At 67.6% G+C, this 12,840-nt stretch carries 15 protein-coding genes; 10 read left to right on the forward strand and 5 right to left on the reverse strand.

Going from position 1 to position 12,840, the window contains the following annotated elements; translation table 11 throughout:
• From QOC69_RS27805 to QOC69_RS27815, 3 genes are all read left to right on the forward strand, one after another.
• A partial coding sequence (locus QOC69_RS27805) for an amidase family protein (protein WP_526445747.1) occupies positions 1–845 on the forward strand: 845 nt, incomplete at its 5' end.
• Positions 842–1,543, forward strand: a complete 702-nt coding sequence (locus QOC69_RS27810; protein WP_526445748.1) for a cysteine hydrolase family protein — start codon at positions 842–844, stop codon at positions 1,541–1,543. The genes QOC69_RS27805 and QOC69_RS27810, both read left to right, overlap by 4 nt.
• Before the next feature lie 11 nt (positions 1,544–1,554).
• Positions 1,555–3,150 carry a regulator gene (locus tag QOC69_RS27815; RefSeq protein WP_526445749.1) on the forward strand — a complete coding sequence of 532 codons (1,596 nt, stop codon included), beginning with the start codon at positions 1,555–1,557 and terminating at the stop codon, positions 3,148–3,150.
• Between the two features lie 10 nt (positions 3,151–3,160).
• Here QOC69_RS27815 and QOC69_RS27820 read toward each other — a convergent pair whose 3' ends face one another.
• Together QOC69_RS27820 and QOC69_RS27825 are read right to left on the reverse strand one after the other, a co-directional pair.
• A complete protein-coding gene (locus QOC69_RS27820) occupies positions 3,161–4,111 on the reverse strand; it encodes a hypothetical protein (RefSeq protein ID WP_526445750.1) in 951 nt (316 codons plus the stop codon).
• Positions 4,112–4,113: 2 nt separating this feature from the next.
• Complete coding sequence (locus QOC69_RS27825) at positions 4,114–4,497, reverse strand: cupin domain-containing protein (protein WP_526445751.1); 384 nt, start codon at positions 4,495–4,497, stop codon at positions 4,114–4,116.
• 252 nt (positions 4,498–4,749) lie between these two features.
• Here QOC69_RS27825 and QOC69_RS27830 point away from each other — a divergent pair, with 252 nt between their 5' ends.
• From QOC69_RS27830 to QOC69_RS27845, 4 genes are all read left to right on the forward strand, one after another.
• On the forward strand, positions 4,750–5,097 hold the full coding sequence (locus QOC69_RS27830) for a DoxX family protein (protein WP_526445752.1): 348 nt from the start codon (positions 4,750–4,752) through the stop codon (positions 5,095–5,097).
• A gap of 99 nt (positions 5,098–5,196) precedes the next feature.
• Entirely contained in the window at positions 5,197–5,772 is a 576-nt protein-coding gene (locus QOC69_RS27835; protein WP_526445753.1) for a TetR/AcrR family transcriptional regulator, read from the forward strand.
• Between the two features lie 40 nt (positions 5,773–5,812).
• Positions 5,813–6,901: an ABC-2 transporter permease gene (locus tag QOC69_RS27840; RefSeq protein WP_526445754.1), complete on the forward strand. Its 1,089-nt coding sequence runs from the start codon at positions 5,813–5,815 to the stop codon at positions 6,899–6,901.
• Positions 6,825–8,519, forward strand: coding sequence for a tetratricopeptide repeat protein (locus QOC69_RS27845; protein ID WP_526445755.1), 1,695 nt, complete (start codon positions 6,825–6,827; stop codon positions 8,517–8,519). Before QOC69_RS27840 ends, QOC69_RS27845 begins: the two co-directional genes overlap by 77 nt.
• 13 nt (positions 8,520–8,532) lie before the next feature.
• Here QOC69_RS27845 and QOC69_RS27850 read toward each other — a convergent pair whose 3' ends face one another.
• From QOC69_RS27850 to QOC69_RS27860, 3 genes are all read right to left on the reverse strand, one after another.
• Entirely contained in the window at positions 8,533–8,961 is a 429-nt protein-coding gene (locus tag QOC69_RS27850) for a VOC family protein (protein ID WP_526445756.1), read from the reverse strand.
• A 9-nt stretch (positions 8,962–8,970) separates the two neighbouring features.
• Positions 8,971–9,822 (reverse strand): helix-turn-helix domain-containing protein, encoded by an 852-nt coding sequence (locus QOC69_RS27855; RefSeq protein ID WP_526445757.1) that lies wholly within the window; start codon positions 9,820–9,822, stop codon positions 8,971–8,973.
• A gap of 367 nt (positions 9,823–10,189) precedes the next feature.
• Positions 10,190–10,552, reverse strand: a complete 363-nt coding sequence (locus QOC69_RS27860) for a nuclear transport factor 2 family protein (RefSeq protein WP_526445758.1) — start codon at positions 10,550–10,552, stop codon at positions 10,190–10,192.
• A gap of 92 nt (positions 10,553–10,644) precedes the next feature.
• Here QOC69_RS27860 and QOC69_RS27865 point away from each other — a divergent pair, with 92 nt between their 5' ends.
• The 3 genes from QOC69_RS27865 to QOC69_RS27875 all read left to right on the forward strand — a co-directional run.
• On the forward strand, positions 10,645–11,253 hold the full coding sequence (locus tag QOC69_RS27865) for a rhomboid-like protein (protein ID WP_526445759.1): 609 nt from the start codon (positions 10,645–10,647) through the stop codon (positions 11,251–11,253).
• Positions 11,254–11,263: 10 nt separating this feature from the next.
• Complete coding sequence (locus QOC69_RS27870; protein ID WP_526445760.1) at positions 11,264–11,746, forward strand: nucleoside deaminase; 483 nt, start codon at positions 11,264–11,266, stop codon at positions 11,744–11,746.
• On the forward strand, positions 11,743–12,840 hold a 1,098-nt coding region (locus QOC69_RS27875), incomplete at its 3' end, for an alpha-amylase family protein (protein WP_526445761.1). The genes QOC69_RS27870 and QOC69_RS27875, both read left to right, overlap by 4 nt.

A 12,840-nucleotide genomic window follows, 5' to 3' on the forward strand; every position in this document is an offset into this window, starting at 1 on the left:
TCAAGCCGTCGCGTGGGCTGATCAGCACCGTCGGCCTGGTACCGGCGTGCAAGTCGCTGGACTGCATCAGCGTGATGGCCGGCTGCATCGACGACGTCGACCGGGTCTTCGACGTGATGGTCGCCCGCGACGACGACGATGCGTGGTCACGCGATTCCGGACCGCGTTACGCAGGCGCGCCCATCCGCGTCGGGCTACCGCCGGTGGGCGAACTCGAGTTCTTCGGCGACGACGAGATGCGCGGCGCGCACCTCGGCTTCCGGGATCACCTCGCCAGGCACGCCACCATCGTCGACGTCTCCCTCGAGCCGTTCCTGGCCGCGGGGGCGCTGCTCTACCAGGGGCCATGGGTTGCGGAGCGACTCGTCGAATTCGGCGACTTCCTCAACGAGCGACCGGAGTCGATCCACCCCGTCGTCCGGGACATCCTACGCAGCGGCGAAAAATACACGGCGGTACAGGCATTCGCCGCGCTGCAACGACTGCAGGAACTCAAGGCGCAGGTCGGCCGGCTGTGGCAGACCATGGACGTGCTGGTGGTGCCGACCATCGGCACCACCTTCACCGTCGACGAAGTGCTCGCCCGCCCCATCGACTGCAACACGATGCTGGGCCACTACACCCACTTCGGGAACCTGCTCGACCTGTTGGGTGTCGCCGTTCCGCTCGGCGTCGCGACCGACGGCCGGCCGTTCAGCGCAATGCTGCTCGGCGCGGCGCTGTCCGACGACACCGTCCTGCAACTGGCCGCGCAGATCCTCGACGAACCGCGCGCGGTGCACCGCCCCGCCGTGTCATCCCCGTCCCCGCGTTCCGTTCCCCAGCCATCCGAGGAGTCCACATGAGCCCATCCATCGACGTGCCCGCCGAGCCGTCCACGTTCTCGCTGGCAGCGGGCAAGACCGCACTGATCGTCATCGACATGCAGCGGGACTTCCTGCTGCCCGGCGGATTCGGCGAGAGTCTTGGCAACGACGTGGGCCAACTCCTCAAGGTCGTACCGCCGCTGGCGGCGCTGATTGCGGCGGCCCGCGACGCCGGTGTGATGGTGATCCACACCAGGGAAGGCCACCAGCCCGACCTGTCCGACTGTCCGCCGGCCAAGCTGAGCCGCGGCGCACCGTCGAAACGGATCGGCGACCCCGGCAAGTACGGCCGGATCCTGATCCGCGGCGAGTACGGCCACGACATCGTCGACGAGTTGGCACCGGTCGACGGCGAGTTGGTGATCGACAAGCCGGGCAAGGGGGCGTTCTACGCCACCGAACTCCAGGACGTCCTCGTCGGCGCAGGCATTACCCAACTGCTGATCACCGGCGTCACCACCGAGGTGTGCGTGCACACCACCACCAGGGAGGCCAACGACCGGGGCTACGAGTGTCTGGTTGTATCCGATTGCGTCGGTTCGTATTTCCCCGACTTTCAACGAATCGGCCTCGAGATGATCAAGGCGCAGGGCGGCATCTTCGGATGGGTCGCCGACAGCACGGCCGTGATACCGGCACTCCACGAACTCACCACCACTCCCCTTTCCCAGGTCTGAGAGGACTCACCGTGTCCGCTGAAGTCACCGATCCCCCCGCCGATCCGCCGGTAGCCGACCCGCCGGTCGCCATTCCCTGGTGGACGCGAGGCGACACCAACGCGTTCTTCGGCCTCGGCTTCAACATCTTGGTCAACGTCCTGACGCTGACCGGGCTGATGATCGGGGTCATCGCCGTGCCCGCCAGTGACGTGCTCGGCACGGTGCTGCCCGCGCTCGGCGTCGCCCTGATCCTGGGCAACCTGTACTACACGTTCCTGGCGCGACGGCTGGCCGGACGCGAAAACCGTACTGACGTAACGGCGTTGCCGTACGGCCCGAGCGTGCCGCACATGTTCATCGTCGTATTCGTGGTCATGCTGCCGGTGTACCTGAACACCAAGGACCCGCTGCAGGCGTGGGAGGCCGGCCTGGCCTGGGCATTCATGATCGGCATCATCGTGATGATCGGTGCCTTCGTCGGACCGTACATCCGCAAGCTGACCCCGCGCGCCGCGATGCTGGGCACGTTGGCGGGCATCTCGATCACCTTCATCTCCATGCGGCCCGCCGCACAGATGTGGGAAGCGGCCTGGATCGGCCTGCCCGTCCTGGCGATCATCCTGATCGGCTTCTTCACCGACGTGAAGCTGCCGTTCGGCATTCCAGTGGGACTGGCCGCGCTGCTGGTCGGCACGGCGATCGGCTGGATCGGTGGCTACATGTCCGCACCCGACGTCGGTCAGGCCTTCTCCGACATCGCGCTGGGCGTTCCCGACCTGCGGGTCGACATGTTGTTCTCCGGGTTGTCGCACCTGGCGCCATTACTCGGCACGGCGATACCGCTGGGTGTCTACAACTTCACCGAGGCGATGAGCAACGTGGAGAGTGCGGCCGCCGCCGGGGACAACTACAACCTGCGCAGCGTGCTGCTCGCCGACGGTGCCGGTGCCTGCATCGGGTCGGCGTTCGGGTCGCCCTTCCCGCCGGCGGTGTACATCGGTCACCCCGGCTGGAAGGACGCCGGTGGACGGGCGAGCTACTCGCTGGCCAGTGGCGTGGTCATCGGATTGTTCTGCTTCGTCGGTCTTTTCGGCGTGCTCGATGCGCTGCTGCCGGTGCCTGCCATCGTGCCGATCCTGCTCTACATCGGGTTGTTGATCGGTGCCCAGGCCTTCCAGGCCGTGCCGCGACTGCACGCGGTCGCTGTCGTGGCTGCCCTTCTGCCCAACCTCGCGCAGTGGGCCAGCGGCCTGATCGACAACGCGCTCAACGCCGCGGGCACGTCCGCGTCGAAGGTGGGGCTGGAGGCGCTCAACGGTGCAGGCGTGGTCTACGACGGGCTGCTGACCCTCGGCGAGGGCGCGGTGCTGGTCGGTTTGATCCTCGGCACCATGGTCACCTTCATCCTGGAGAAGAAGTTCCTCTACGCGGCGATCGCATCGGCCGTCGGTGCCGTGCTGTCGTTCATCGGACTGATCCACGCGCCCCAGGTGGCGTGGGCGGCCAGCCCCCAGGTGGCCCTCGGCTATCTCTTCTTCGGAATCGTCTGCGCGGCATACTCTTTCCTGCCTGGCGCAAAGGATCCGGTGACGTTCGACGAGGCCGACGTCGTCGCGGGCCACTAGTCGGGGACACTCAATCATCGTCCCGAGCGATCAGTTCGCCGGTGGCCCGGTCGTAGTCGAGCTCCTCGGGCAGCGTCGCTCCACCATCGAGGTTGAAGGCGACCTCCGTCGATAGCGTGACGCGGGCTCTGCCCGAGTAAGCAGAGATGTCGATGAACGGTGGGTGTCCGACGCGCTCGTCTTCTTGCCGATCGAGAAGAAAGCACGGCGATAGGTAGCCGGCCGTCGCCAGCTTCGTGTAGCCGAACCGGGCGTCGCGGGTGATGACACCGTCCCGTACGCGGCTCAGGTCGAGGTACTGGACCTTCCACCCGGAATCGTCACCCCAGTGGCAGCCCCAGACGAATCCGAAATCACCGGTGGGCCACTCGTTGTCGACGTCCCAGTGCTCGCTTCCCGGAATGGTCCTGCCGTCGTGAACGTCCCACCAGTCCGGGACGTAGAAGCCGACGGGGCAGAATCCACCGCCGGGGTCGTGCTCGTCCTCCTCGGCGATCACCTCGCCGGAGGCGGGGTCGAACACCGCCGTCGTCGTGTAGTGCCTGGAGATCAGCGCCAGGTCCCGGTCGCCCTGCCGGAATGGCTCGAACGTCTGGAACATCGCGTGATCCCGTTCGTAGGAGCACACCGGTTCGTGTTCCCCAAGGCTGCTACGCCGCCGAACGTCGACGATCGTCGAGTCCCCACCCGTTTCGTTCGGTTTCGGCGAGCTGCTCACCACGTAGCTGTCGCGCGGTGACGGGCGCGGAGGAATGTCGAAGTCCGTGGAGACGACATGATCACGGATCACGAACCCTCCGTTCCGGTATCGCCGTGCCCAGTTCTCGCCGCCGACCTCGCGACTGAGCAGGTCCTCGATCTCCGCCTCCGCCGCCGCCCGGGTACGGAAGGTCCCCGACGAGCGGTCATCGACGCGTCCGTCGTGGACTCCGTACACGCGAAAGACGACATCGCCGCGCATGGCTAGTCCCTGACGAACGGAACTTCGGTCGCTGGCGCGAGCACGACGTACATCCGCCGCCATGGGTCGTCGCCCTGCAACTGCCACTGATGGCCCGTGCCTTCGGTGTCCTCGGCAAGCAGGACGTCGCCGGGGTGGAGAGTGAACTCCTCGCCGTCGCGGGTGGAGAACAGCAGCGTCCCCGCGAGCGTCACGACCAGTTGCCGGACCGGTGCGGTGTGCCACGCCAAGGCACCGCCGCCCGCCGTTTCCTCGACGGTCACGTGGGCCGCCGCCATGGTGGGCGACACCAGGTCGGCGTTGCGCCCCGAACTCAGGTCGATGCGACCGATCTCGACGTGTGACGCGCCGTTCTGGGCCGTCCACAACCGAACACAACGGATCATGGGCAACTCCTCATACTCTCGCCTGGTGTCCATCGCAACGGTAATCGTTTCGGTCTGCCTGGCAGCCGTGTTCTCGTTCTCCGGCATCGTCGAGCTGCGGGGCGGCCCACGGTCATTGGCGATCCGCGACCATCTGGGGATCTCGCCCACGCGGTGGCGGGTGGATCGGGCTTGCGGTCGCGACCACCGTTCTGCAGAGCACCTGAGCCCATTCCGCCAGTTCCCGTCGAGTGCGCGTCCTACCCTCACGGGATGTCCATCGCCACCGTCATCGTCACGATCTGCCTGGCAGCCATGTTCTTGTTCGCCAGCTCCATCAAGCTGTTCGGCGTCCAACAGTCGTTGGCGATCCGCGACCACCTGGGGATCTCACCAACGCTGTGGCGGGTGATCGCCCTGCTCGAGTTGGCCGGCGTCGCCGGTGCGCTGGCGGGACTGGCGTGGTGGCCGATCGGCGTTGCCGCCGCCGTCGGGCTCGCCCTGCTGTCGGTCGGAGCCGTCGTTAGCCACGTCCGGGCATCCGACTCCGTCACCGACACGGCGCCTGCGGTGATCGGATTCGCGCTCGCCGTCGCAACCGCCGTCCTGCAGACCACCTGAGGGCTGCACCGAGGCGGGCGTCACACCAGCCCGCACAGGTGCCTTAGATTACCTATGTTTTCGTAGTCAACTGTCTACGAAGTCGCCTACGCTGTGGGAATGGCCGCACGCACGCACAGCTCCGACCCCCGCGCCGAACGGGTCCGCACCCTGTTGCGGGACGCCGCGTTCGCGCTGGCACACGAGCGGCCCGTCGACGAGATCACCGTCGGTGACCTGACCGCGCGTGCCGGCGTCAGCAGGCAGGTCTTCTATCAGCACTTCTCCGACCGCGATGACGCGGTCTCGACGGCGTTCGCGGTGGCGTTCACCCGGGCTGCCGCCGACATCGAGGGCGACGCACGGGCGCGCATCACGGGACTGTTCGACTTCGCCGCCGAACACCGCGCCATGTACCGCAACGTCGTGCCCAGCGCGGTGACCCAGCGGGTGGTCGCAGCGTTCCGCGGCGAACTCCTGCCCGCCTGCGAGGAGATCGCCGCCCAGGGCATGCGGGTGGTCGGTGCGATCGCCGACATCCCGCCGGAATCGGTCAGCCGCTTTCTGGTCGGCGGATTCCAGGAGGTGCTGCGGTCTTGGATGGAAGACGCCGAGGCGACCGATCATCGCCAGCGGGTGACCGCCGCCCTCGACACCGTCGATGCGCTGCTGGGTCTCTCCACCGACGTCGACTGACCACACCCCGAACCTCACACCCCAGACGAAAGGTCCCACCGTGGGCAAGCACCATTCACTCCAAGAAGTGTCGAACCGCCGCATCTCGCGGACCGACCTGCGCAACATGGCCGTGCTGATGGCGGCACTGACCGTCTTCGTCATCGCCATGATCGCCAGCTACTCCGGCGCCTTCGCCAAGCCGACGCTGCACCACATGAACGTCGCCGTGGCAGGGCCGCAGCAGGTCGTCGACGCGATCCGCGGGCAGGACACGCTCGCGGTGACCCAGGTCGACGACGCCGCCGTGGCGCGCGGGCAGGTCTATGACCGCAAGACCGACGCCGCGTTCGTCGTCGAACCGACCGGCGAGCTGAAGATCTACGTCGCGGGCGGCGGCGGGCGCAGCGTGGCCAACGCCGCGGAGGCGGTCGGACGCGGCATCGCCGCCAAGGCGGGCCTGACACCGGCCGTCGAAGACGTCGCCCCTACCTCACCGGCGGACCCGCAGGGCACCGTCGAGTTCTACGCCGTGATCTTCCTGTCCATCGGCGCGACCGTGGGTGCCACGCTGTTCGGCCGCATGATGGGCAGCGTGCGCCGGGCTTCCACCTTGGCGCTGCGCACCCTCAGCCTGGCCGCCTACTCGGCGCTGTTGGCCGGCGGTGTGACCGTCTACGTCGACGGCGTGCTCGGCGCGCTGACCAGCCACACCTGGCAGGTCTTCGGTGCGCTGTGGTTGTACGCGATGGCGGTTGGCGGTGCGGTGACCGGTGTGGCGGCCGCGTTCGGCACGGTCGCATCGATGATCGTCACGATGTTCCTGGTGATCGTCGGCAACGCCGCCGCGGCCGGCCCGGTCGGCAAGCCGCTGCTGTCCGGCTTCTACACCACGTTCAACGCGATCGTGCCGCAGGGATCGGGTGTCGCGCTGCTGCGCAGCGTCGAGTACTTCGGCGGAAACGGCGTTCTCGCACCGATTGTCACCCTGGCGATCTGGGGCGCGGCAGGCTGTGTGCTCGCGGTGATCGCAGTTCTCGCCCCCAAGGCGTGGACGAATTATCGTGCCAGTCATGACCGCTACCGCGTCCGCAGGTCTGGACGAGACCGAGCAGTACTACGACCTGGGGTCCTATCACCGGCCGATTGAGACGCCGTCGCCGCAGGCAAAGGTGTGGTTCGACCGCGGAATGGTCTGGGCGTACGCCTTCAACCACGAGGAGTCCATCCGCTGTTTCGAGCGGGCGCTCGCACTCGACCCGGATCTCGCCATCGCGCGGTGGGGCGTGGCCTACGCGATCGGCCCGAACTACAACAAGGCATGGGAGGCCTTCGACCCCGTCGACCTGGCCGCCTCGTTGGCCAGGGCACGAATGGAACTCGGGCTGGCCGCCAACGGACGCGCGTCGGCCGTCGAACGCGGCCTGATCGACGCACTGGCAACCCGTTTCCCCACCGATGACGCCGCGGACGCCGAGAGTCTGACTGCCGGTCACGCCGGCTACGCCGACGCCATGGCGGCACTGGCGCAGGCCCATCCCGACGACGTCGACGTCCAGGCGCTGGCCGCCGATGCGCTGGTCAACGTGACGGCGTGGGCGCTGTGGGACATCAACACGGGCGAGCCGGCGCCGGGGTCGCGAGTGGTGGAGGCCAAGCGCATCCTCGACGACGCGCTGGCCACGTCCGCGGGTCGCGAGCACCCGATGATCCTGCACCTGTATCTGCACACCATGGAGATGTCGGCCACCCCGCAGGATGCGCTCCCTGCCGCGGATCTGTTGCGCACCCTGGTGCCCGACGCAGGCCATCTAGTGCACATGCCCAGCCACATCGACGTGTTGTGCGGCGACTATCGCAGTTCGGTGGTGTCGAATTTGGCTGCGGTGCAAGTCGATCAGCGCTTCGTCGAGCGAGAGGGGCCGCTGAATTTCTACTCGCTGTACCGCGCGCACAACCTTCACTTCGTGGTGTACTCCGCGATGTTCGAAGGCCAGTCGCAGGCGGCGCTGCGGGCGGCCGACGACCTGGCCGGACAGCTGACCCCCGACCTGCTCGCCATCGAGTCCCCGCCGATGGCGGATTGGCTGGAAGCGTTCGTGCCGTTGCGGATTCACGTCTTGGTGCGGTTCGGTCGGTGGGACGAGCTGATCGCCGAACCGCTGCCCGACGACGTCGGGCTGTACTGCACCACCGCGGCGACCATCCACTACGGCCGCGGCGTCGCGCACGCCGCCAAGGGCCAACTCGGCCAGGCGCAAGCCGAACGCGAGGCGTTCGCTTCAGCCTACGCCCGCATTCCGGACACCAGGTATCTGTTCAACAACACCGCTCGCGACATCCTGGCGATCGCCGAGGCGATGCTCGACGGCGAGATCGCCTACCGCGAAGGCCGATTCGACGACGCGTTCGGCAAGCTGCGCCGGGCGATCGAACTCGACGATTCACTGCCCTATGACGAACCGTGGGGGTGGATGCAGCCGACCCGGCACGCCTACGGCGCGCTGCTACTCGAACAGGGGCACGTCGAAGAGGCCGCCGCCGTGTACGCCGCGGACCTCGGCCTGGACCCCACGTTGAGCCGGCCGTGCCAGCATCCTGGCAACGTGTGGAGCCTGCACGGCTACCACGAATGCCTGAAACGGTTGGGCCGCGACGCCGAAGCGTTCATCGTCGCCAAGCAACTCGAAATCGCGGTCGCACGCGCAGACGTGCCGATCCTGGCGTCCTGCGCGTGCCGCCTCGAGGTCGACGACTGTTGCGGCTAGCCGAACGCGGGCACTATGCGGGCGCTTCGTGAAGCTCGATGGGATTGCCGTCGGGATCGACGATCTGAATCTGCTTACCGCCGGGGCCAACTTCGACGTCGTTTCGAAACGTAGTGGCAATGGCGCGCAGGCGGCCGACCAGCGCCTCCAGGTCGTCGACGTAGAGCACGATCCGGTTCCACCCGCCAGGCTCCTGGCGACGACCGTCTGGCATTGGTCGCGAACCCGAGCTCCCCGGCCCGCTCAGTAGAAGGTGCAGAGCCCCTCGCGACACCGTCGCGACCGGTCCGATGCGCTGCTCGAGCTGGAACCCGAGTTGGGTGGTGTAGAACGCGATCGAGCGATCGAGGTTAGCGATCTGGTAGCGGACGACGGCATCCGCGTTGCCCGTCGGCGCCCAGGTTGGTCCCCTCGATGCCGGTGGTGAGTCATGATCGGTCACGCTGACAAGCTACCGGTGGGCGCCGCGGGGATCTTGGAAGAATTTGACCCCTTCGGGTACCAGGAGGTGGAGGTCCTTGACCTGCTCGCTTGCACGGATCAGGTGCATCGGCGAAGTGCCGGTGAGGTCGCGGACGTCATTGATCAGATGCGACTGATCGAAATAGCCGCACGCTGCAGCCAGTTGTGCCCAATCGGGTGCACCGGCCTGCCGAGCGGCCGCACTGACGCGCTGGAATCGCAACACCCGGCTGAGCCGTTTCGGGGTCATCCCGACGTCTGCGGTGAACACCTCGATCAACCGGCGCCGGCTGAGCTCGATGCCGGCCGCCACCTCGCCAACGGTGACACCGGGCTGAGCGAGTCTGTTGAGTGCAAACGGCACAGCAGGATGGGCGCGGTGGACTCCTGGCAGCCGCGACCGCAACGCTTGTTCGAGCACTGCGAATCGATCTGCGGACGCGGCTGCGGCACACAGCCGTTCGCGCAACTGAATCGCTGCGCGCCCCCACAAGGTCTCGAGATCGACGTGCCGATCGGCGAGCTCGCCCGGCGGGACACCCAGAAACGGCAGCGCTCCGCCCGGCCTGAAATGGACACCGACGATCGACGCGTGCTCCCGCGTGTCGATCACGAAGAACCGCTTGTAGGCGCCGGACACCACCGCACCGGAATACCGACGCCAGACTGCACTGCAGGGATCGTAGATCCGCACCGCGCCCTCGTTGAGGTTGACGACGAGCTCGAGCGTGCCGCTCGGAACGATCCGCTCGGTCGAGTGAAGCGGCGCATCATGCAGCGACCACAGATACGCCACGAACTGCGCAAGCGGCGGCCCCGGCCTGTACCTCTGGTACTCCACCCCGCCAGGATGCTCGCTTCGGACGGCTGTCGAGACCGCGTCAGCCGAATCCGACCCGCTCCAGCCCGCGCGTAGAACGCCGTACCACCACCGGGCACCGTGCACCACATCTGCGCTGCGGGACCCGCCCCGTGCAGCGTGGCGACCAGGACTGCCGCCGCCTCGCGCAGGGATGCGGCGATCTGAGCGGCGTCGTCGTGGGTGGCGGCGGACAGGTCGCGCAACGCGACGTCGGGCGGTGGTTCGGCCGCGCGGGTGGCGACGATCTCGTTCGCCCAGCGCAGGCCGTCGGCGCCGTCGAGGTGACCGGCCAACAACGCTGCCTGCGAGGTGATCTCGGCGCCGTGCCGATCGAAACCCAGGGTCGTCACGCGGCGGGCACCTCGCCCAGCCAGATGTGGAAGGTGTCCAACCTGCTCACCAGACCGGCGGTGAAGGTGAACACCTCCGAGTAGACGAAGTCGACCGGTTCGCCGGTGCCCATGTCGACTCTGCCGTGTCCCACCACCGCCACCGTGTCCCCCTCCTCGATCAGCCGGTCCAGGTGCAACTCGGGGATGGGACCGCCGGCACTGTCGGCCTCGGCCGCGAAAGCGGCCCTGCCCATCAGCGTCTTCGCGCCGTGCAAGGCCCACACCACGTCCTCGGTCAGGCACGACAGTATCTGCGCCAGGTCACCGGAGCGGAACCCGTCGGTGTACCGCTGCACCGTCGCCTTCTGCGAACTCACGCCACCGCCTCCTCGATTGGATCACCCACCGAGTACGACTCACCCCGCGTGTCGGAATCATCGCGGCCCAGCGGCCTCTATCGTCTTTGAGAGTGAAACCGGTATGGGCGTGGGTGCGCAGCGCTCCCCTGACCTACGCCTGGTTGCTGATGCTGCTGATCACCACGCTCCTGCAGCACGCGCTGCCCGTCCGACGACTTCACCAGCTGCTACAGAAGCAATCCACCAACCTGCATCACTTGGCGACGGACCCGATCCGGGTGCTGCTCGAGAGCCTGCTGTGGATCGACGGCCAGTACTGGTGGCCGTATCTGGTGGTGTTCACGGTGTTCCTGGCGCCGGCCGAGCGGTGGCTAGGCCACCTGCGCTGGCTGGTCGTCGGCCTGACCTGCCACATCGGCGCGACGTATCTGAGCGAGGCCTACCTGTACTGGACCATTCAGGAAGCCCAGGCCTCGCCACGGCTGATCGACGCGCGCGACATCGGCGTGAGCTACTTCGTCGTCGGCATCGTCGGGGTGCTGGCGTACCGGATCGCACCGCCCTGGCGCTGGGGCTATCTCGCCGCCGCGATCCTGGTCTTCGGTGTCGTGCTGGCCGTCCGCGCCGACTTCACGCAGTTGGGGCACCTGTGCGCCCTGCTGCTGGGGCTGGCCTGCTACCCGTTGACACGCCGCCAACGCGCCGCGGTCGCTGCGTAGACTTCGGGCCGTGCCGATCAACGACGAGGACCTCGGCCTCCTGCGTCGCTGCGTGGAACTTGCCCGGTCGGCTCTGGACGCCGGCGACGAACCGTTCGGCTCGTTGCTGGTCGACGCCGACGGCAAGACCCGCTTCGAGGACCGCAACCGGGTGAAGGACGGGGATGCCACCCGTCATCCCGAGTTCGAAATCGCGCGATGGGCCACGTCGAATCTCAGTCCCGCCGAACGCGTTCGCGCCACGGTCTACACCTCCGGCGAGCACTGCCCGATGTGCGCCGCGGCCCACGCCTGGGTGGGACTTGGCCGCATCGTGTACGCGACGTCGTCGACGCAGCTGACCGGCTGGCGGTCCGAATGGGGAACGGCTCCGTCACCCGTTGCACCGCTACCGATCTCGGAGATTGCGCCGGGCATCGAGGTGGACGGGCCCGCGCCCGAACTCGCCGAGGCGATGAAGGCGCTCTACGAGGCGAAGTTCCGGCCGGCATGACCAAACCCGACTGGGTCCAGCACGCGATCTGGTGGCAGGTCTACCCGTTGGGCTTCGTCGGCGCCTTTCCCGCCGACCCGGCGCCAGCGGCCGACGAGCACCGCTTGGTCCGCATCGCCGACTGGCTCGACCACGCCGTCGTACTCGGCACCTCGGGCATCGCGCTGGGGCCGCTGTTCGCCTCCACGACCCACGGCTACGACACCACCGATCACTACCGGATCGATCCGCGTCTCGGTGACGACGCCGACTTCGACCGGCTGGTCTCCGAGGCCCGCAGCCGTGGTCTCCGCGTCCTTCTCGACGGGGTGTTCAACCATGTCGGCACCGACTTTCCCCGCTACCAGGAAGCCCTCGCCGGCGGTGACACTGCGTGGTTCCGCAAGCGCGGCAAGGATTTCCAAACGTTCGAGGGGCACGACGGTCTCATCGCGCTCAACCACGACAACCCGGCCGTCGTGGACTACGTCGTCGACGTGATGTCGCACTGGCTGCGTCGCGGCGCCGACGGTTGGCGGCTGGACGCCGCGTACGCGGTGCCGGAGCGGTTTTGGGCGCACGTGTTGCCCCGGGTCAGGGAGTCGTTTCCCGACGCGTGGTTCGTCGGCGAGGTGATCCACGGCGACTACCCCGCCATCGTTGCCGCGGCGACGTTCGATTCCGTCACGCAGTACGAGCTGTGGAAGGCGACCTGGAGCAGCCTCAACGACGGCAACTTCCACGAGCTCGACCACGCGCTGCGCCGTCACGACGAGTTCCTCGACGCGTTCGCGCCGATGACCTTCGTCGGCAATCACGACGTCACCCGCGTCGCCAGCGTGCTCGACGACCCCCGGCACGTGGAACACGCACTGGTGCTGCTGCTGACCACCGGCGGCGTCCCGAGCATCTACGCGGGCGACGAGTGGGCCTACCGTGGTGTGAAGGAGGAGCGGTTCGGCGGCGACGACGCGGTGCGGCCAGAGTTCGCCGCGCATCCTTCCGACGACGAACCCCTCGGCCAGGACGTGTTCCGGCTGCACCAGTACCTGATCGGGTTGCGGCGCAGGAATCCATGGCTGCACGAGGCGCGCACCTCGGCGCTGCACCTGACC

The organism is Mycobacterium sp. (assembly GCF_032162105.1).
Taxonomy (GTDB): Bacteria; Actinomycetota; Actinomycetes; order Mycobacteriales; family Mycobacteriaceae; genus Mycobacterium.

Excerpts from the sequence above, each read along its gene's own strand:
- QOC69_RS27820 (WP_526445750.1), bottom strand. The coding sequence starts at position 4,111 with ATGCGCGGCGATGTCGTCTTTCGCGTGTACGGAGTCCACGACGGACGC.
- QOC69_RS27830 (WP_526445752.1), top strand. The coding sequence starts at position 4,750 with ATGTCCATCGCCACCGTCATCGTCACGATCTGCCTGGCAGCCATGTTC.
- QOC69_RS27845 (WP_526445755.1), top strand. The coding sequence starts at position 6,825 with ATGACCGCTACCGCGTCCGCAGGTCTGGACGAGACCGAGCAGTACTAC.
- QOC69_RS27825 (WP_526445751.1), bottom strand. The coding sequence starts at position 4,497 with ATGATCCGTTGTGTTCGGTTGTGGACGGCCCAGAACGGCGCGTCACAC.
- QOC69_RS27835 (WP_526445753.1), top strand. The coding sequence starts at position 5,197 with ATGGCCGCACGCACGCACAGCTCCGACCCCCGCGCCGAACGGGTCCGC.
- QOC69_RS27810 (WP_526445748.1), top strand. The coding sequence starts at position 842 with ATGAGCCCATCCATCGACGTGCCCGCCGAGCCGTCCACGTTCTCGCTG.